We start from the raw sequence: 20,826 nt of genomic DNA, 5'->3' as shown, positions 1-20,826 counted from the left end.
TCAAGAGTCGGTTGCAGAGGAACGAGACACAGGCTGGGCGGGCGCCCGGGGCTTGGAATGAAACGGCACCCGCTTCAAGTACAACAGGAAAGCATGCCAGAGAATGCGAGTCATCACGCCTAGCGTGAGCAAGGGGTATCGCCACAGAGCGCGGCGACGGCTGGCGGCAGTGAGCGGCTCCAGCCGCCCCGCCATGCCGGTCAGCAGCAGTGGACCTTGCGCGTCGTGATAGTCGATGCGCACCCTCGCGGCATCCAGGCCCTCTGCGCCCACCCGACGAAACTCAAAGTGATAGGCGCCCTCCACGACGCAAAAAGGCGAGACATGAAACCTCTTGCAGGCCTGCAGCGTCTGACCATAGCGCGGATGATCTAGCAGATAGGCATGACGCTCGCCAAAGGTGTTGTTCACCTCTGCCACAATGGCGCGCAAGCTGCCATCCTTGCGGTGGCAGTACCAGAAACTCACGGGCTTGAAGCTGTAACCCAGCACCCGCGGATAGCACTGTAACCAGACTTCTCCCTGAGCATCGTTAATGCCCTCGGCTTGCAGCAAAGCCTCGAGCCAGGCCAGTGCCCCGCCCTCTTGCGGGCCGATGCCATGATCCCTGTCGTGAAACGAGAGCGCCCCGGCGCGATTGAGCGCCAACACCCCTGCGGCCTCGGGCCGTTCTCGCAGGGTACGCATGGGCAGCATCAAAAAAAAAAGTGGGAACGATGAAGCGGTGGCGACGGGGCCGAAGACGGGTATGCCACACATGCCCGAAGCCGATGTGCGGCACAGCGGCCTGTGGCGCCTCGCGGGATGTTGGGTGATTCATACGGCCCGCTGCCAGTGGGCCAGCAGGGCGTCAGCCGCACGGTAGCCCGACTGCAGACCGTCTTCATGAAAACCATAGCCCGTCCAGGCGCCGGCATACCAGGTGTGTTGGCCGCCTTGCAACTGCGGCACCTGCTTCTGCGCGGCCAAGGCCGCCAGATCGAACACCGGATGCTCGTAATCAAACTCGCCCAGCACAAGCGAGGATTCGATGCGGCTCACCGGATTGAGCGACACCAGCACCGGCTGCGCAAAGGGCAGCGGCTGTAAACGGTTGATCCAGTAATGCAAACAAACGCGTGCTGACTCTTGCCTATCGTCCGCCGCACGCTCGTAGTTCCAGGCTGCCCACGCCGCGCGGCGCCGGGGCATCACCCTGGTGTCTGTGTGCAACACGGCGCGATTGGGCTGATAGCGGATGGCGCCCAACACCTGCTGTTCAAGCACGCTGGGCTGAGCCAGCAGACGCAAAGCCTGATCGCTGTGCACGGCCAGCACCACGGCGTCAAAATGCTCCGCACCGCTGCTGGAGCGAATAAGCACGCCGCCGGCATGACGTTCGATGCGCATGACCGGAGTGGCCAGGCGGGCATCCAAGCCCGGCAACAGGGCGCTCACGTATTGCCGCGCGCCACCGGCCACCGTGCGCCACTGTGGCCGGTTCTGCACTTGAATCAGGCCATGGTTGTGGCAAAAGCGCACCATCGTCGCCACAGGAAAGCGCAGCATCTGGTCAGTCGGGCAGCTCCAGATACAGCCCAGCATCGGCAGAAAATACCAGTGGCGAAACGCCGCGCCAAAGCCATGCTGATCCAGAAACTCCCCCAAGGGCTGCGCCAGCGCCTGCTCTTGGCCCCCTTCTGCCAGCGCGGTGCACAGACGGTTAAAACGCAGCAGCTCAGCGAGCATCCCCAAAAAACGCGGGCGCAACAGGTTCCGCTTCTGGGCAAACACTGTCGCTAGGTTAGAGCCATTCCATTCCAACGCCTGCGCGCCCAAGGCGCCCGCACCCGGCACCTGGACAGAAAACGACATGTCTGAAGGAACGGTGCGCACCTGCAAGGCATCGAGCAGTGCTATCAAGCCGGGATAGGTACGCTCGTTTAACACCAGAAAGCCGGTGTCCACACCCTGTGTCACAGGTTGACCCCGGGCATCGGGCAGGCTCACATCGACGGTGTGAGTGTGCCCGCCAAAATAGGCTTGCGCCTCGAACAACGTGACATGCGCCTGACCACGCAGCCGATGAGCGGCTGCCAAACCCGAGATACCCGACCCGATTACTGCAACTTTCATAGCTTGGGCAATGCCTGGTGGTGACGGACGCCGCACAACTGTGCCGTCCTTGTACGGTGGCGTAATCTACCTTATAAAACAAAAACAATCTTGTTATTAATAATTATTGCAATAAATCGCGTGCTCTGAACAGCCCGATGATGCGTCAGATCGAGTTAGCCAAAGGGTGGCTCTGCGGGCCGCTGGCGTGATCGGCCTGGGGGCTGCGATACTTGAAAAATGATCGATAAAAAGTCCGTGGCGTCCAGGCGAGCCAGACGGTTTACCTGAATCTCAGGCGGACGCCCCCTGCGACGCATTCAAGGAAGACATCATGCGCATCCTGCTCACTGGCGGCACCGGCCTCATCGGCCAGGCTTTATGCCGGCACTGGCAAAGCCAGGGCCACACCCTAAGCGTCTGGAGCCGCGACCCGCAGAAAGTCGCGCAGCTGTGCAGCGGCGCGCAGGGAGTCGCACAATTGCCAGCGCTTGATGACGGTCCGCCAATCGATGCCGTCGTCAATCTGGCAGGCGCCCCGATCGCGGATCGCCCCTGGACGGCAGCACGGCGCAATGTGCTGTGGCGCAGCCGTATCGACCTGACGCATACCCTGGTTGACTGGATGGGGCGGCAATCCAGCCCTCCTGGCATACTGCTTTCAGCCTCGGCAGTCGGCTGGTATGGAGACCGGGGAGACACCCTGCTCGATGAGTTCAATCCGCCCGGAAATAACGACTTCGGCAGCCGCTTATGCATGGCCTGGGAACAAGAGGCGGAGCGTGCCCGCAGCCATGGCGTGCGAGTGGCCTGTTTGCGGATTGCGCCAGTATTGGCCTCAAAAGGCGGCATGCTGGCGCGCTTACTCCCGGTATACCGGCTGGGTCTAGGCGGGCGCCTGGGTAGCGGCCAGCAATGGATGCCCTGGATACACCTGGACGATCTGGTCAACCTGTTTGACCATCTGCTACACGCAAGCCATGCCAGCGGCCCCTTCAATGCCTGCTCGCCGCAGGCCACGCGCAACATTAGCTTCACCCGGACGCTGGCGGGCGCACTTCACCGCCCGGCGCTATTCCCTGTGCCCGCCTGGACCTTGCGCCTGGGGCTGGGCGAGATGTCGGTGTTGCTGCTCGGCGGCCAGCGCCTGGCGCCGCGCCGCACCCAGGACTCGGGCTTCATCTGGCAATACCCCGAGCTGTCCGATGCGCTGGAGCAGGTGTTGCGCGGCTCGCGGCATTAAGCCGCGCTCCCTCTTTCCAGCGCCCTGACAGCCGGCCGGCACAGGGGCAAGCATCCGTTTTCGGCGGCTAGGGCCCGCCAAATCTGGCTGGCGAGCGCAAGCGCATAGCCCTCACCGTCCCCCCCCCCTTTTGAAGATGAGCCGAGACGCCTTCTCGGCTTGCCTCAGCGCTTAACCGATAGTCATCAGGCTGGCGTTACCTCCAGCAGCAGCCGTATTCACGCTGCATGAACGCTCGTTGAGCAGGCGTTCGGCCACATAGCTCGCGCCTGCAGCCAACTCGTCGGGACTCAAACCATGTACAGCCAAAATAGGCCCTTCACGGCGGGCAATACGCTGGTTCAGCGCTTTAAGCGCGTCGCCATCGCCCTCAAAAAGCACGGCCTGAAAGTCTGCGGCATCCACCTCGGCATCCTCGAGCAAGGCAACCTGGCCCTCGCGCGCGGCGCTCTCCAGCGTCGCCAGCAGCTCGCGGGCCGCAGGCGTATCAGCGAACCACGCCAGATTGCCCGTGGCCTGAGCCGCCGCCCATTGCGCCCGGGCCCCCGCCGCCGTGGCAGCCACGCAATACACGGCGCCACGCGGCTCGACCCGATAGGTGTTGGTTTCTCCGGTGGGCCCCGGCAGCGTGAGGGTCAGGGGCATCTGCCCTTCCAGACCCGGCGGCAGGCCGGCAGGACGCATCGACAGCAAACGGTAGAGATACAGCGGACCGCCCGCCTTGGGACCGGTGCCCGACAGATGCTCACCACCGAACGGCTGCACACCCACTACGGCGCCCACGATATTGCGGTTGACATAAATATTGCCTGCCTGGACCGACTCGGTCACGCGGGCTACCGTTTCGTCGATGCGAGTATGCACACCGAAGGTCAGGCCATAGCCGGTGCCATTGATGGACTCGATGACGCGATCCAGGTCATCGCGTGCGTAGCGCACCACATGCAGCACCGGACCGAATACTTCGCGTTTAAGCTCGGCGATATCATTAATTTCGATCAGCGTGGGCGGCACGAAGGTACCGAAACGGCACTCGGCGCCGCCTTCAATCTGAACGATCTCATGGCCGGCGGCCCGCATGCTCTCAATGTGACGCAGAATGTTCTGGCGCGCTTCGGCATCAATCACCGGCCCCACATCCGTGGATAGACGATCGGGGTTGCCCATACGCAGCTCGCGCATCGCGCCGCGCAACATCGTCAATACATGATCGGCATTATCTTCCTGCACGCAAAGCACGCGCAGAGCCGAACAACGCTGACCCGCCGAATCAAAGGCCGAGGACAGCACATCGAACACCACCTGCTCGGACAGCGCGGAGGAGTCCACCACCATGGCATTCTGCCCCCCCGTCTCGGCAATAAGCGGAATGGTGTGGCCACGATCATCCAGACGATCGGCCAGATTACGGGCGATCAAACGCGCCACCTCGGTCGAGCCCGTGAACATCACACCGCGCACGGACGCGTGCGCCACCAGTTGGGCGCCCACGGTTTCGCCTTTGCCCGGCAGCAATTGCACTGCCCCCGCCGGCACCCCGGCGGCGCGCAGAATGGCGACGGCCTGGGCTGCGATCAGCGGCGTCTGTTCCGCCGGCTTGGCCAGCACGGTATTACCGGCCGCCAGGGCCGCCGCCACCTGCCCCGTAAAAATAGCCAGCGGGAAGTTCCAGGGGCTGATACACAGCACGCTACCCAGCGGGCGGTGCGTGTCATTGTCAAACTCGCGCTCGGCCTGATCCGCGTAATAACGCAGAAAATCTACGGCCTCACGGACTTCAGCAATGGCATTAGGCAGGGTCTTGCCCGCCTCGCGCACGATCAGACCCAGCAGCGTCTGCATCTGTTCTTCGAGCAGTTGCGCGGCACGGCGCAGACACTGTGCACGCTCGGCAACCGGGGTGGCTTGCCAGATGGGCGCGGTATTCGCAGCGGCGCGCAGCGCGGCTTCGACATCATGGCTGTCGGCCTCGATGAGGCGCCCAACCCCATCGCGCTGATCTGCCGGGTTCAAGACATCTTGAGCCCGGGACTCATCCCAGACGAACTCGCTTTCACCCAACATGGGCGCCGCACGCCAGGGCATGCCTGCACTGGCCAGCAGGGCCGCCGACAACGAGCCCAGGCGATGCTCGTTGGACAGGTCCAGGCCCGCCGAATTGGCCCGGGCATGACCGTAGAGCTCACGCGGCAGGGGGATCTTGTCGTGCGGCGCTCCCAGAGGCACGATGCGTGCAGCGGCTTCCACCGGGTCGGCCACCAATTGCTCTACCGGAATGCTGTCATCGCCAATCAGGTTGACAAAAGAGGTGTTGGCGCCGTTTTCGAGCAGGCGGCGCACCAAATAGGCCAGCAGCGTCTCATGCGTGCCCACCGGCGCGTAAATACGGCAGGGGCGGTTCAGCTTGCCCTGCGCGAGCGGGCCCACCACCTCGTCGTACAGCGGCTCGCCCATGCCATGCAGGCACTGGAACTCATACTGGCCCGGGTAGTAGTTCTGCCCGGCCAAATGATAGATCGCCGCGAGGGTATAGGCGTTATGCGTGGCGAACTGGGGGTAGACGGCCTCGGGAACGGCCAGCAATTTGCGGGCGCAGGCCAGATAGGCCACATCGGTGTAAAGCTTGCGGGTGTAGACCGGATAGCCCTCCAGGCCATCCACCTGGGCGCGCTTGATCTCACTATCCCAATAAGCGCCTTTGACCAGGCGCACCATGATGCGGTGGCCGCTGCGGCGAGCCAGATCGATCACGTAGTCGATCACGAAGGGCGCGCGCTTCTGGTAGGCCTGGATCACAAAGCCGATGCCGTTCCAACCCTCGAGTTCGGGGGTAAAACACAGTGCTTCCAGCAAATCGAGCGAAATCTCCAGACGATCAGCTTCTTCGGCATCGATATTCAGGCCGATATCGTACTGGCGCGCCAAAATGGCGAGCTTCTTCACGCGAGGCAACAGTTCACTCATCACGCGCTCGCGCTGTGCGCGCGAATAACGCGGATGCAGGGCCGAGAGCTTGATGGAAATGCCCGGCCCCTCGTAGATACCCCGTCCGGCCGCAGCTTTGCCGATGGCATGGATGGCCTGCTCATACGCCGCGTTGTAACGCTCGGCATCCTGGGCGGTGGTGGCCGCCTCGCCCAACATATCGTAGGAGTACCGAAAGCCCCGGCTCTCCATTTTGCGGTTGTTGGCCAGGGCTTCAGAAATGGTCTGGCCGGAGACGAACTGCTCACCCATCATGCGCATGGCCATATTCACGCCCTTGCGCACCAGGGGCTCGCCGCCCTTGCCGATCAGACGGGTCAGCGCCTTGGACAGGGATTGCTCGCTGCTTACGGCCACCAGCTTGCCGGTGATCATCAAACCCCAGGTCGCCGCATTGACGAACAAGGATTGCGAACCGCCCATGTGCGACTTCCAGTCGCCGCGCGACACCTTGTCGCGGATCAGGGCATCGCGCGTGGCCCGGTCCGGGATGCGCAGCAAAGCCTCGGCCAGGCACATCAGGGCCACCCCTTCCTGGCTGGACAGAGAGAACTCCTGGATCAGCCCCTCTACGCCCCCGCCCGTGCGCTTGGCGCGCAGCGTCTGGACCAGCTTGGCGGCCATGGCATGGATTTTTTCCAAGTGCGGCATGCGCGCCTGACCCAGCAACAGGGGCACGCACTCGGGCTCAGGCCGACGATAGGCGGCAGTAATGGCGGCCCGCAACACCGACTGCGGTTGCACGTCCTGGCCGAACTCGTAAAAAGGCGGCGTGGCTCCCGCTTGGCCGCCGGCATCTTCCTCGGCGCCGTCTTCTCCCGAGCCGAGATGCGCCATCTCGGGGGGCAAATGGCCGCGTTCGATTTTTTCCAGATAGGCCACCAGAGCCTGTTTGTGCAACCAGTGCGGAGTGCACTGGAGCTTTTGTGCTGCCGCCTTGAGGCGATCCCGCAACGCGTCATCGACCTTGACGCCCAGGGTCGTGCTAGCCATAGCGATTTGGATTCCTTGAAATTGCACGGTAGGCGGCCGCCTGGCCGCCCCAACCGGCGGAACCCGATGCTAAAGAAGTTGCACCCCTCAATATATTAAGGTTAACCCTTATAAAAATAGGTTAACCTTCAGATTAGACAGCGCTTATCGGCTTTCATCCGCCAGAACCGTGCACACAGGGATATGAACCTCCGGACCTGCCGCATCGGCCCGCTGGCCACCATGACGAATGCCCGAGGCTATCGTACGGGCCAAGAGCGCAACCGCCTGCTGCTGCGCTGTTACCAATGAGGCCACATCTTCGGCCCCCACCGGCATTGTCACGACAGTGCGGCACAATAAGGCCCCACCCTTGAGGCTGACCGGCCGCACGCGCCACGTTACATCCAGCACCGTCGGACCTTTATCGCTCATATCGAAGCGCTGCACGTCGGTCTGAACCCGCCAAAGCGGCGTGCCCAAGGGAGGCCGCAGCACACCCGCATCCAGGGCACCCAGGTCACGCGTCAGGCCATCCACCAGCGCCGAACGCAATTCATCGCCAAGCGGCGCACTCCAGCGGTCAGAGTAGAGCGGCGCAATACTGCCCGTGCCGGTACGCAACATGATTTGCGGCTGATCAGCCTGAGGCGTCACGGCCACCGGCAGCACCTCGACCATGAAGCCAGCATCGCCTTTGATAGGCGTCGCTGCCGGCGGCGCCTGCAAGGTGTAATACCGCGCTGGCGGCGAAGCCCCGCAGGCGACCAGGAGTGATAGCAGAGAGAGGGCAAGCGCCGGACGGATGTATTTCATGAAATCAGTTCCTGACAGACCCGAAGCCGGGGATGGGGTCCTTGCCCCGGCCACGCAGCAAGGCCTCGGGGTTGGCCTGGAGATAATCCGCCAGATTACGCAGGGCACGCGCCGCCTGCGACATCTCACGCATGGAACGCTCGGCATTGATAGGCAGGGAAGCATCCGGCGAGAACAACTCATTGAGCTGCGCCAGCGAGCGGCGGGCTTCCTTCAGCACCGCTGCCGTATCAGGTGCGACGGTCTTATCCAGGCGCTCCATGAGCTTCGAGGTGTTGGCCAGCGTCAAACGCAAGTCCTGACCGATCTGGTCGAAGGGGATTTTCTCGATCTTGGACACAATGCTGCCGATCTGATCCTGCAACTGATCGAACTGCCCCGGAATGGTCGGGATAGTGGCCGGATCGGTCTGCACATACTTGACGGGCGGAACCTTGGAAAAATGGTCAAGCACGATATACATCTGACCGGTCAGCAAATTGCTCGAACGCAGTTGCGCCCTCAAACCGTACTCGACCAGCACCGCCAGAGTGCGGCTCGGTGCCAGATCGCGTGTGCCGGTATCGCGTTCCAGCCCCTTGACGATCTCATCAAACAAACCGCCCAGACGTTCTGGATAGATGGTCGCATCGACCAAGCCAAAGAAGCGCTTGTTTTTGGCGTCGAAATCGATGGCCACATTGGTGACATCACCCAAGGTAATCCCCTGGAAGTCGATAGGTGCGCCCACTGCCAGACCGCGCACCGACTGGTCAAACCGCATACGAATGTGGAAGGGGGTACCGTCGGTGTTGACCTTGGCAGCCTGCTCGCCGCCATACAGCTTGAAGCGGCTGTCCGCCTTGGCCGGCTCGGCGTCGCGCCGCACCACGTTCTCGAAGGCGACCCCGCCCAGTAGCAGCGACACCATGGATTGGGTGCGCACCTTGAGGCCGGAGGCATCGAGCGAAAAATCCACCCCGCTCGCATTCCAAAAACGCGCGCCCTCGGTCACGAAGCGGTCATTGGGCGCGTCGATAAAGACCTGCACGTCAACCGATTTGCCATCGTCGCTGAGTGCATAGGCGATGACCCGCCCGACATTAATGCGCCGGTAATAAACCGGCGAACCGATATCCAGCGAACCCAGATTCTCGGCGCGCAGCGTGAAGCGTTTTCCCGGCCTGTCGTACTCGACGGCGGGCGGCGTCTCCAAGCCCACGAAAAACGCTTTAACAGGTTTTCTGTCCAGCTCCTCGGGGTTGCCGATGGCGTCCACACCGATATAGGCGCCCGACAGCAAAGTACCCAGACCCGATACGCCGCTCAAGCCCAAGCGCGGGCGCACCACCCAGAAATTCGTGCCCTCGCGCGCCATATTGGCGACCTCTTTCACGAGCTCCGCCTTGACCAACACTTTGCTGCGGTCCGTATTGAAATGAATGCCGGTGACCGTGCCCACCACGACGTCCTTGTAGCGCAGCTGAGTCTTGCCCACCTCCAAGCCTTCGGCCGTGTTGAACTCGATGGTGATGTCCGGCCCGGCCTGCATCCAAGTGCGCACGACCAGGGACAAGCCGGCCAGCGCCGCCACCAGCGGCACCAGCCAGATCCAGGAGATACGCGAACGCTCTTTCCTGCTCAGTTTGACCCGGCCCAACGGGGTACCCGGCGATTCAGTCGGCTCCGCCATACTGCGCACTTCCTTGTAATAAACCTGCCATTCAGGACTTGGACGCGCTAAGCGCGGCGTCCGGCTGGGCGGCAGGCCATTCAGCCTGCTGTTCGAGATCCCAGGCGCAACGCAAGTCAAAACTCATCGCGGATAACATGGTCAGCACCACGACCAGGCCGAACGAGGTCGCCCCTGCGCCGGCGCTGATCGCCATCAGCCCCGGGAAATCCGCCAGCGCGGCCAGAATAATGACCACGAAAACGTCGAGCATGGACCACTGCCCGATGAACTCTACCATTTGATAAAGACGCGTGCGTTGCCGCAGATTGGTGGTGCTGCGCCATTGCAATGTCAAGGCCAAAAAGGCCAGCGACAACAGCTTGGTGAGCGGCACTGCGATACTGGCAATAAAAACGATCATGGCAATATCCCAAGAGCCCATCTCCCAGAGTTCGACCACGCCGCCCAGAATAGTGTGTGAACTATCGCCCGTAATGGAACTGATCTGCATCACCGGCAAGACATTGGCCGGAATATAAAGAATGGCCGCCGCCAGCAGCAAGGCCCAGGTGCGCGCCAGCGTCTCGGGCTTACGGTAATGCAGCACGGCATCGCAGCGGCAGCAGTGCCCGTCAAATCCGGCATTCAGCGCCTGCACCTGCCCGCAAACATGGCAATCGGCCAACACGGTATCCGCATCCATGGACGGGATATGCACCGGCACTACCCCAGCGCGCTCGGCCAGACGCCAAATCTCTGGCGTAGACAGTCGGCTTAACATGGTGAGCAACACCGTCAGGCAGGCAAGGGCTAAAAGCCCTATGCGCGGCTCGACCACCGCCATGCTCGCCAACTTGACTGCCGACACCACCACGCCCAGCAGAAAAACCGGCACCATGCTCCAGGGACGCAACAAGCCCAGGCCGCGAACCACTCGACGAAACCCGACTGGCAGGCTGGCGCGCGACAAGGGACCCAGCACCCACAAGAGCCCGAAAAGCTGCAACAAGGGAATAAGAAAACCCACCGCACCTGTCATGATGGCCACGGCGTAATGCCCCTGCCGCCATGTGATGCCCACGGCATCGAGCAGGGTCGCTTCTCTTGTCATGCCTTGCACAGACAAGGCCGCCACCGGATAGGCATTGGCCACCACGAACAGGGTAAAACCCGTGATCGCCAGCGCCAGCCAACTCGACAGCGTCAGCCTGCTATAACGCCAAAGCGTAGCGTCACAGCGCTCGCATGCCGCTTTCTCGCCCGGGTCGAGACTATGCCAACGGTAAACGCTGGCACAGTGCTCGCAGGCGATAAGAGAATGGCGCGGCGTATCGGCGCGCTGGCCGGCCAAGATCAGTCAACCAGCTCGACTTGTGGATTGTCCTTGGCAGTGGGCTCGGGTTTACCCGCGTCATCAAAAGACAGCACCACTTTGTCGTCCTCGTTCAGATCCACCGTGACATTGCCGCCATCAACCAGACGGCCAAAAAGCAGCTCGTCTGCCAGCGCGCGGCGTATCGTGTCCTGGATAAGGCGTTGCATAGGTCGCGCGCCCATCAGAGGATCGAAGCCATGCTTGGCCAGATAGTCGCGCAGCTTCTCGGTAAACACCGCCTCTACCCGGCGCTCATGCAACTGGTCTTCGAGCTGCATGAGGAATTTGTCGACCACCCGCAGAATGATGTCGCGGTTCAGTGCGGCAAAGGGGATGATGGCATCCAGACGGTTGCGGAACTCCGGCGTGAACATCCGGCGGATTTCCGCCATTTCGTCGCCCGCCACGCGGCTGTTGGTAAAACCGATCGCTGCGCGGTTAAGCGTTTCGGCGCCGGCATTCGTGGTCATAATGAGAATGACGTTGCGGAAATCGGCCTTGCGTCCATTGTTGTCCGTCAGGGTGCCGTGATCCATGACCTGCAACAGGATATTGAAAATATCCGGGTGAGCTTTTTCGATTTCATCGAGCAGCAGCACACAATGCGGCTGCTTGGTGATGGCTTCAGTCAGCAGACCGCCCTGGTCGAAACCCACATAGCCCGGCGGCGCGCCGATCAGGCGCGACACCGCGTGGCGCTCCATGTACTCGGACATATCAAAACGCAGCAGTTCCACGCCCAGGGTGAAGGCGAGCTGGCGGGCGACCTCGGTCTTGCCCACGCCCGTGGGTCCAGAGAACAGGAAGGCACCGATGGGTTTTTCAGGACGACCCAGACCAGAACGCGCCATTTTGATAGAAGCCGCCAAGGCATCGATCGCCTGATCCTGCCCGAACACGACGGTTTTCAGATCGCGGTCCAAAGTGGCGAGCCTGCTGCGGTCATCGTTGGAAACCGACTGCGGCGGAATGCGCGCAATCTTGGAAACGATGGCTTCGATCTCGGCCTTGCCAATGACTTTCTTCTGGCGCGAGCGCGGCAACAGACGCTGAGCCACACCCGCCTCGTCGATGACGTCGATGGCCTTGTCCGGCAGGTGGCGGTCGTTGATGTAACGCGCCGAGAGTTCGGCGGCCGCGCTCAGCGCCGCTGCCGAATACCGCACGCTGTGATGCTCTTCGAACCGGCTTTTCAAGCCGCGCAGAATCTGGACGGTCTGCTCGACGCTGGGCTCGGGCACATCGATTTTCTGGAAGCGGCGCGACAGAGCGTGGTCTTTCTCAAACACGCCACGATACTCGGTGTAAGTGGTCGCGCCGATGCACTTCAACTGCCCCGACGACAAAGCGGGCTTGAGCAGATTGGAGGCATCCAGCGTGCCGCCCGACGCCGATCCGGCGCCGATCAGGGTATGGATTTCGTCGATGAACAGAATTGCGTCAGGATTCCCGCGAATCTGTTTGAGCACACCCTTGAGACGCTGTTCAAAATCGCCGCGATACTTGGTGCCGGCCAACAAGGCGCCCATATCCAGCGAATAAACGTGGGCCGACTGCAAAATCTCGGGCACTTCGCCGCGCGTGATGCGCCAAGCCAGGCCTTCCGCGATGGCGGTCTTGCCGACACCGGCCTCTCCGACCAGCAGCGGATTGTTCTTGCGCCGGCGGCACAGCACCTGAATCACACGCTCAACCTCGTGTTCGCGACCGATCAGGGGATCGATGCGGCCCGCCTCGGCGGCCGCGTTCAGATCGTTGGCATACTGATCGAGTGGCGACTGGCGGGCTTCGCTGCCCTCCTCGCTGGCGCTCTGCGGTTCTTTCTGCACGGGCTCATCCTGCGGCTGCTTGGTGATGCCATGCGACAGAAAATTGACGACATCCAGCCGCGTCACACCCTGCTGCTGCAGGTAATAAACCGCGTGAGAGTCTTTCTCGCCAAAAATGGCGACCAGCACGTTGGCGCCGGTAACCGGCTTTTTGCCCGTGCCGCCTGCCGAGACATGCATGATGGCACGCTGAATCACGCGCTGAAAACCCAGCGTAGGCTGCGTATCGACCTCGGCGCCACTCGGAATGACGGGCGTATTTTCCGTGACAAACTGACGCAGGTTACGGCGCAAGTCATCCAGATTGGCAGCGCAGGCGCGCAGCACCTCCACCGCCGAGGCGTTGTCCAGCAACGCGAGCAGGAGATGCTCGACAGTAATAAATTCATGTCGGGCCGACCGGGCCTCGACAAAGGCCATATGCAGGCTGACTTCAAGCTCTTGGGAAATCACGCTTCCTCCGTAACGCACGAAGCGGCAAGTACACGCTTCATATTCTATGCCGATCAGGGCGTAACACCAGCGATTTCAAACTCTAGACCAGTGTATCGCCCCGCCTCGTCCATAACCGTCAACCGATGACGCCCATTGTGCGACAGAGACAGACTCTGTGTTTCACCAGCCCGGCCTGGGCGATAAAGCCCGCCGTCCAACATCCACCAAACCTGACCTTCAGCCCCTTGCACCCCCACATCGAGGGTGACCACGCGAGACCCTGGCACAGGCCGCAATACCGCTCCCTGAGCCACGCCTTCAATCTGCATGGCGCCGCGATCAGCATACCCTGCAAATGAGGGCGGAACGGTTTCGTTCAAGACCCACGCCACACGTTGCTCCGGGCAGACCCCGCCCGGCGCGCTTTCCAGACGCCAGCCCAAAGGCCAGCATGTCACGGCCACCTGCACCGAATCGGGACGCTGACGCGCGCGCGGCGCACCCGCCGGCAGCGCCGACACGACATCGCGCAACAGCGGCGCCGCCACATTGGCCCCGAAAAAACCGGGGTTTGGCGTACCATCGGGCCGCCCGACCCAGACGCCCAGCGTCCACTGATCTGTCACCCCGATCGCCCAGGCATCACGAAATCCAAAGCTGGTGCCCGTTTTCCAGGCCAAGGCCCTCTCGGGCCCGCCCTGCTCGAACAAGGGTCTTTCAGGATGGCCGCCTGATTCGAGAATATCGCGGATAATCCAGGCTGCGCCTGCGCTCATGGCGCGGTTCTCGCGCTTGGGATCGGCAGGCGACAACCTGGCCTGGCCCGACACCCCGCCACGCGCCAGCGCACGATAAGCGCCCACCAACTCTTCGAGCGTAGTGCCACCGCCGCCCAGGATCAGGCTCAGATTGGGGGTGGCGCCCGCAGGTAAACGCAAGCGCACGCCAGCATTGAGCATAACCGAAGAAAAGCGCGCCGGCCCGACACGGTCCAGCAGATCCACCGCCGGCACATTCAAGGAACGCTGCAAGGCGCTGGAAACACTCACCGGACCGGAAAACGAAGCCTGAAAATTACCCGGAGCATAGCCGCCGAAGGACATCGGCACATCCATGAGCAGGCTTTCTGAATGCACTAAGCCATCATCCAGCGCCAAGGCATAAAGAAACGGCTTGAGCGTCGAGCCGGGCGAGCGCACGGCACGCACCATATCCACATGCGCATAGCGCGAATCATCGGAAAAATCTGCCGAACCCGCATACGCCTTAATCTCCAGGCTGTCGTTGTCCATCACCAACACGGCCATCGACACTTTCGGCGGCAGGCCGTCGATACGATCGAGCAGCATGCGCTCAACGGTCGCCTGCATGTCCGCATCCAGCGTGCTTTCAACGACTGTCTGCCGGCTTGCGGCGAGTAAGCGTTGCGCGGCCAGCGGCGCGAGCCAGCGAGCCCGCAAAGGTGGCGCGACGACGTTCTCGATACGCGCATCGGCCACGCGCGCCGGCGTCCAGACCGACAACTCGGCCATGCGTGCCAGCACCTTGTCCCGCGCCACGCGAGCCGCCTCGGGATGCCGGTCCGGACGCAAACGGGACGGCGCCTGAGGCAAAGCGGTGAGCAAGGCTGCTTCGGCATCGCTCAAGTCCCGCGCTGACTTGCCCAGCCACATCCGCGAGCCCATCTCGACCCCCTCGACAATGCCCCCCATCGGCGCATGGGCCAGATACATGGCCAGAATCTCATCTTTGCCGTAATGCCATTCGAGCTGCAAAGCACGCCAGACCTGCCTCAGCTTGGCGCGCATACTGCGCGAGGGCTGCCCGGCGAGCGCCGGGTCCAGCATGCGCGCCACCTGCATGGTGAGCGTCGAACCTCCCGACACAATGCGGCCATGGGCCACCCATTGCCATGCCGCCCGCGCCAAGGCCCAGGGATTGATTCCGGGATGCGCGTAGAACCAACGATCTTCGTAAGTAAGCAGGGTCTGCACATAGCGGGGCGACACCTGATCCGGCGTCACCGGATAGCGCCACACGCCATCGCGGCTGGGATAGGTGCGCAAAGGTGTGCCGTCGGCGGCGACCACCACGCGCGCCCCTGCCGATCCGATAGGCGGCAGGGGATAGGCGCGATCGAGCGCCAGAAAAGCCGCCAACAGCAGGGCCACGGCGACAGCGCTGGCCAGGGCCAAGCGCCGCCACCGCGGCTTTAGTTGCGAGGTTTGCGGTCGCGGATCTCGATGTTGTTCCACGTGTCGCCCACACCGCGCAGTCCAGGCCGGTACATATCTTCGGCCACGACGGGCGGCACACTGTAGCGACCCGGCGTGACCACGCGCGCCAGATAAAAGATATCAACCTTACCCCGGCCCAGCGCTGCAGCCGCTACATAACGGTCATCACGGAACTCGCGATGCTTGATATTGGGGTTGGCCATCGCATCCGCCACGCGGCGGCCGCCTATCTCCCAATCCTGCATCTCAGGACTTTGCATGAGATTGAGATTCTCCACTTCGAAACCCGCCGGCACGCGATCCACCAACAAGGCATCAGGTACGTACTGCGTGGCGTCCGCCTGAATCCAGACCACCAGCATGTCGCCAGTCTGCAAAGTGCCGCCATCCCAGGCGCTGCCATCCGGGCGATACCAGCCGCGCATCAAGCCAATGACATCGTTGCGCGGCTTGGGCGCAGCCAGCGGCGTGCCCTGCGCATCGATCTCGACAAACAGCGATTGATTACCCGTGTTGCGCAAGCGGGTCGTGGCTAGCTCGCTAGGTTTCAGCGCCAGCGTCTGATCCTGCGAGCCCGTCAGATTGCGGCTGCCCGCCTGTTGCAGCGATGCCTCCCAGGGCCTGCTGCGGTCACCCCCCGCAGCATTGGCAGCCAGCAGCAAAGCCATCTGCTCCTGCGTGGACAGATAGGGGCGGTTGCCCAAACGCGCCGAGGCCTGCTCCAGCAAGGTTTCATTGCGCGGGTCACGCAAGCCGTACTGATTGACCAAGGCATAGGCCTGCGCGTAATCGCGCACACCGCTGCCATAGTCACCCAGCCACTCATCGTAATTGCCCGAGCCACGGCGCGTGATGCCGTAGGCCCGTGTCAAACCCTGATCCAGGGCCGCCTTCATGCGGCCTTCGTCACCCAGCAGTTTGAAAGCCGCCGCCAACTGAATGAGCGGCAGCGGCGAACGGGCGCGCTCACCATAGTTGTCGAACAACTGGCGCACGGTCGACAAGGGGGCTTTGCCGTCACGCGCGAGCACTAGCGCCGTGGCGGCCAGACCAGCAAAACGGCGGTGGTCGTTGCGCAACACCTCGACGCTGCCGCTATCGATACGGCCGCTTTCCAGGCCCTTGCGCAGATTGGCCGACCAGTTGCCGAAGCTGTTGGACGTTTGCTGCAACTGCTCCAACAACCATTGGCGTGTGCGCTCCAAGCTATCGTCGGAGACGCTAAAGCCGCGATCGCGAGCATCCTGCATAAAGCCCAAGGCGTAGGCGCTCAGCCAGGTATCGCGGTTGCTGTAATCACCCCAAAGCGAATAGGCGCCTGTCGTGCCGCGCATCCCCGACAACCGGGCCAGCGCGCCATCGATCTTGGCCTGACGCTCGGCTATCGTGCGCAGCGGCAGGCTGAATCGATTGGCCGCCGCCTCATCGAGCATGACCCAGGGCATAGTGGCGCTGATGGTCTGCTCGGTGCAGCCATAGGGATAGTTCAACAGCCCTTCCACCAAACGATTGACGTTCAGCGGCGGTCGGTTGGACAGGGTCAGCGAAATCGTCGCCGAATCGGCATGCCAGCCCGCGAGCTGTTCGGCCGGCGGCGTCCATTCCTCGCCGGGATTCAGACGCATGCGCCGGACCCGGCGCTCCGACGCATAGGCCGGTTGCACCTGCAAAACCGACTCACGGGTGATGTTCAAACCATCGCCCTCAACCACCAGGCGCATAAGCCCCAGCCCATAAGAGCCTGTCGTAGTGGCCACAAAACGCAGCGTCGTGCGCTCCTTGTCTTTCAGCGTGACCGTGCGGGTGCTGTCATTGATCGCCAGCGGGTCCAGTGCCTGAAGCTTGACCGTCAGCTTGCGCGTCGCGCCGCTAAGATTGGTCAAGTCCAGCGCCACGGCTGCCTGGTCGCCCGGCGTGATGAAACGCGGCATATTCAGCTCAGCCACCACGGGCGCGGCCACCTGCATTTCGGTGTCGGCGCTCCCATAACGCTCGCCCGTGAACGCCACTGCCATCAAGCGCAGGGTCCCATTGAAGTCCGGCAGATCCAGCTTGATATCGGCTTCGCCCTTGGCATCGAGCGCCACGACACCCGAGAACAGATCTACCAGCTTGACCTTTTTGGGCAGGCTGCGGCTATCGCCGCGCATCGCCGCGTCGCCGCCCCACTTGAGTCTGCCCTGCGTGCCATCCATTTTCTCGATGAGCTTGCCATACATGTCCAGCAGCTCCGGCGCATAGCGATGCTTGCCGAAAAAGAAATCCATCGGATCTGGCGTGGCGTACTGATTGATGTTGAGAATGCCGACATCGACCGCCGACAACGTGACATAGGCCTTGCCGGCGCCAGCGCCGTCAACCTTGACGCGCACCGTAATGGGCTTTTCCGGCTCGACCTTGGCCGGGGCGTTGAGGCTCACGGCCAGCTTGCGATCGGCGCTGGCTATAGGCAGATAGGCCAAACCGAGCGCGCGCGCCGGCGTGATACGGTCACCCTCGCTGCCAGGACGGAAGACCGTTGCCGACACATAGAGGTCGTGGCGCTTCCAGGCCGCGTCCACCGGGATTTCCACGTCCGTGCCCGTAGCCTTGACCGGCACCCATTGCGACCACAGCATGCGGTCACCTTCCACCGTGACAAGGGCCTGCCCGTCATGTGGCGGGACCACTGTCATGCGAACTTTGTCGCCCGGCTTGGCCGGCAAATCCTGCATTTTCAGTTGGACCCGATCCGGACGATTGCCCACGGCGTCGGAGTCCTGTGCGTTCCAACCTGCGTAGAAGCGGTAACGTGCCACCTGTCCCGTCTGCGGATCGACGATCTCCAGACGATAGCGGCCCCACTTCACTTCCACGCTGACATTCCCCCGCTCACCGATATCGATGGCGCGCGAGTCCGTCAGCTCTTCAGTTTCGGTATAGCCACTATTCCAGCCTCGCTGATCATCGAAACGCCAGTAATACTGACGCTCTTCGCGAAACAGACGTAGCTGGGCGCCATTGACAGGCTGGGGCTTACCCGTCGCATCAACGCGGATAATCTCGAAGCCTGCGGGTGCGCCCTCACGCGCCACGTCGCGGTCAAACAAGGGGCGCAGGCCAATCAGTGTTTCAGCGGGCCAGACACTGCGTTCGATCGAACGCACGACGGGACGCCCGCCGGACTCCAGCAAACTCACCGACAGGCGCACCTTCATGGGGGAATGGCTGCCTTCGACCTGAGGATCGACCGTGATCTCACCCCTGCCCTGCCCGTCCAGTTCGGTATCGGGCAATTCTTCAAAGCGGCGGCGCGTATCGTCGGCCACATCGCCAAAAATGAAGCCTGGCCACTGCTGCGGCAAGGCGAAGCGGTCACGCTTGACCTGGAAACTGGACAGCACCCGGTTGCCCGCCGCGGGTGCGCCATACAGGTAGTCCCCCTGCATATCCACCTGCCAGGCTTCGTCAGGCGACAAAACCGGCTGATCGGAACTGAGAGCCAGCTTCATGCGCTCCGGCAAAAACTCCTCAACTTGGAAGGACCAGGTGCTATCCGCCACCTTGGCGGCCGGATCGACGCGCAACTCCAGCAACCAGGTGCCGGTTTGCGCATCCAGAGGAAGATCGACGGCCTGCTCGACATAGTTCGGCAGGCCTTGGGAGGGATGCCACAGACTCGTGCGCGTGACGCGGCCATCGGGCCGCTTGATCGTGGCCGTCAGCGGGCTCAAAGGCAAGGGCCGGCCGTCCAGGTCGCGGGATAGCACCGACACGTGGAATTGCTCGCCTGGGCGGTAAAGATTACGGCCTGCGTAAACGAAAAGATTGTTGCTGCGCGCAGGATAGCCACCGATGTCGTACTCTGACAAATCGAGTGCCGGGTCACCCAGGGCCAACACCGTCATTTCCTTGCCGCGCGTGGCGCGCATGACGCGAGCGTTGGCGTGCGAACCGTCAAAGCGCACATGCCCCTTGGCATCAGCCTCAGCCTGCGCCAGCGTCTTGCCCGAACCGTCGAGCAGCTCGATCCTTACCCCCGGCAGTGGCTGCCCGGTCTTGAGCGACACGGCGTAGGCCTCGCTACGATCCGAGTAACGGCGCGCATGCAGCCCCACGTCGCTGACGTAAAAATAGGTCGTCTGATACTCATAGCGGAAGCGGCCCGGCTGGCTCATTACGGCAACATAAATGCCCGGCTCCTGCAATGCCTCGATGTGTTCGACCGGCAGGAAGGTCACATGCCGCCGATTAGGCTTTTCATCGGTAAGGAAACGCCCCTGATAGACGCTGGTGGTCAGGGTATTGAGGCGATCCAGATCCCAGGTGCTGACTGTGCCCTTGAGGCTGCGGTTATCGGCATAACGCCAGTCATCCTCGTCCTCGTCGTGGGACGCTTTACCCACGCCCAGCACGGTATCGAAAAACTCGGGTACGCGCTGCGGTTCAACGCGCAGAAATTGCACATCCACTTCGGGCATATTGACCGTGGCCACCGGCAAACCGCCATTCTGGCCTGCGGGCAACACAACGCCACGACTGGCGAAATAGAACGAGGGCGGCATGGCCTGCGTCGCCACATCGCAACGCGCGTCCTGCGGCAACGCGCCAGCCGCGCCTGGCAACCCCTCCCGCACGGCAATCGCATAGCGTTTTAGCGGCTGCACATAAGGGAAATACACCACGCGCGGGTTATCGCCCACCACCCAACCGCCTTGCACCACCTTGCCTTGCGGCGCATCAGGACGGCCGTTGGCCGCCTGACGCTGGCCGCCGGAGTCCTGCGCGCCGTCCTGGTCTGGCGCGAGCGCGCCCAACTCCGTCACCTGAAGATAGCGGTTGAGATCCGCCTTGCGGTCAACCGGCTGCGTAAAAGTCAGCGCCAGCGCCAGCGTATCGTTGTACTGGCGTGGCTGGCAGCTCAAGGCCGCGAAAGGATCGGGTTTTCCGAGCATGGCCTGACCGGCGGGCTGAGGCGCAGCAGACTGCGGCACACTCTGCGCGGCTTTCTCGACATCCCTGAGCACCGCCTGCTCTGCCTTGTGCGTCGCCTCTGGCGCAAGTGAGCGTGGTGCGGCCCACCAGCCCAAACCCACAGCGCCGGCCAGCACAGCCGCCGCTCCCAGTCCTAGCCAGACCTTTTTGTTACTCGCCAAGGCTCACCTCAATCAGCGACTTCTCAGACCTCCGCGCCACGATACTTACTA

Annotated in this window: 9 protein-coding genes and 1 pseudogene; 1 reads left to right on the top strand and 9 read right to left on the bottom strand. The window is 62.5% G+C overall.

The features are described from left to right. Both U0029_RS07665 and U0029_RS07660 read right to left on the bottom strand, forming a co-directional pair. Positions 1-820 (bottom strand): annotated as a pseudogene (locus U0029_RS07665) (DUF1365 domain-containing protein). After that, a complete protein-coding gene (locus tag U0029_RS07660) occupies positions 817-2,115 on the bottom strand; it encodes an NAD(P)/FAD-dependent oxidoreductase (protein ID WP_012417748.1) in 1,299 nt (432 codons plus the stop codon). The pseudogene U0029_RS07665 and the gene U0029_RS07660 overlap by 4 nt, the downstream one beginning before the upstream one ends. A gap of 313 nt (positions 2,116-2,428) precedes the next feature. Between U0029_RS07660 and U0029_RS07655 the strand changes: the two genes are divergently transcribed. Then, a complete protein-coding gene (locus U0029_RS07655) occupies positions 2,429-3,337 on the top strand; it encodes a TIGR01777 family oxidoreductase (RefSeq protein ID WP_012417749.1) in 909 nt (302 codons plus the stop codon). Positions 3,338-3,508: 171 nt separating this feature from the next. On the opposite strand, the gene putA is transcribed toward U0029_RS07655, so the two are convergent. From putA to U0029_RS07620, 7 genes are all read right to left on the bottom strand, one after another. Next, positions 3,509-7,315 (bottom strand): trifunctional transcriptional regulator/proline dehydrogenase/L-glutamate gamma-semialdehyde dehydrogenase, encoded by a 3,807-nt coding sequence (gene putA / locus U0029_RS07650; protein ID WP_012417750.1) that lies wholly within the window; start codon positions 7,313-7,315, stop codon positions 3,509-3,511. Positions 7,316-7,459: 144 nt separating this feature from the next. Next, a complete protein-coding gene (locus tag U0029_RS07645) occupies positions 7,460-8,110 on the bottom strand; it encodes a PqiC family protein (RefSeq protein WP_012417751.1) in 651 nt (216 codons plus the stop codon). Positions 8,111-8,114: 4 nt separating this feature from the next. Continuing rightward, entirely contained in the window at positions 8,115-9,782 is a 1,668-nt protein-coding gene (locus U0029_RS07640) for a PqiB family protein (protein ID WP_012417752.1), read from the bottom strand. A gap of 31 nt (positions 9,783-9,813) precedes the next feature. Next, on the bottom strand, positions 9,814-11,115 hold the full coding sequence (locus U0029_RS07635; RefSeq protein ID WP_012417753.1) for a paraquat-inducible protein A: 1,302 nt from the start codon (positions 11,113-11,115) through the stop codon (positions 9,814-9,816). A 2-nt stretch (positions 11,116-11,117) separates the two neighbouring features. Continuing rightward, positions 11,118-13,421, bottom strand: a complete 2,304-nt coding sequence (gene clpA / locus U0029_RS07630; RefSeq protein WP_114851956.1) for an ATP-dependent Clp protease ATP-binding subunit ClpA — start codon at positions 13,419-13,421, stop codon at positions 11,118-11,120. Between the two features lie 53 nt (positions 13,422-13,474). Continuing rightward, positions 13,475-15,598 (bottom strand): penicillin-binding protein 1C, encoded by a 2,124-nt coding sequence (pbpC, locus tag U0029_RS07625; protein ID WP_012417755.1) that lies wholly within the window; start codon positions 15,596-15,598, stop codon positions 13,475-13,477. 17 nt (positions 15,599-15,615) lie between these two features. Beyond that, complete coding sequence (locus tag U0029_RS07620; protein WP_114851955.1) at positions 15,616-20,775, bottom strand: alpha-2-macroglobulin family protein; 5,160 nt, start codon at positions 20,773-20,775, stop codon at positions 15,616-15,618. Positions 20,776-20,826 lie beyond the last annotated feature (51 nt).

Source organism: Bordetella avium (assembly GCF_034424645.1).
Lineage (GTDB): Bacteria > Pseudomonadota > Gammaproteobacteria > Burkholderiales > Burkholderiaceae_B > Bordetella > Bordetella avium.
The sequence above is the reverse complement of the archived record's forward strand: the minus strand, read 5'-3'. Positions and strand labels throughout refer to the sequence as shown.

Bases quoted from the DNA above. Each gene is read 5' to 3' on its own strand.
- U0029_RS07640 (WP_012417752.1), bottom strand. From the start codon at position 9,782: ATGGCGGAGCCGACTGAATCGCCGGGTACCCCGTTGGGCCGGGTCAAA.
- putA (WP_012417750.1), bottom strand. From the start codon at position 7,315: ATGGCTAGCACGACCCTGGGCGTCAAGGTCGATGACGCGTTGCGGGAT.
- U0029_RS07645 (WP_012417751.1), bottom strand. From the start codon at position 8,110: ATGAAATACATCCGTCCGGCGCTTGCCCTCTCTCTGCTATCACTCCTG.
- U0029_RS07660 (WP_012417748.1), bottom strand. From the start codon at position 2,115: ATGAAAGTTGCAGTAATCGGGTCGGGTATCTCGGGTTTGGCAGCCGCT.
- U0029_RS07655 (WP_012417749.1), top strand. From the start codon at position 2,429: ATGCGCATCCTGCTCACTGGCGGCACCGGCCTCATCGGCCAGGCTTTA.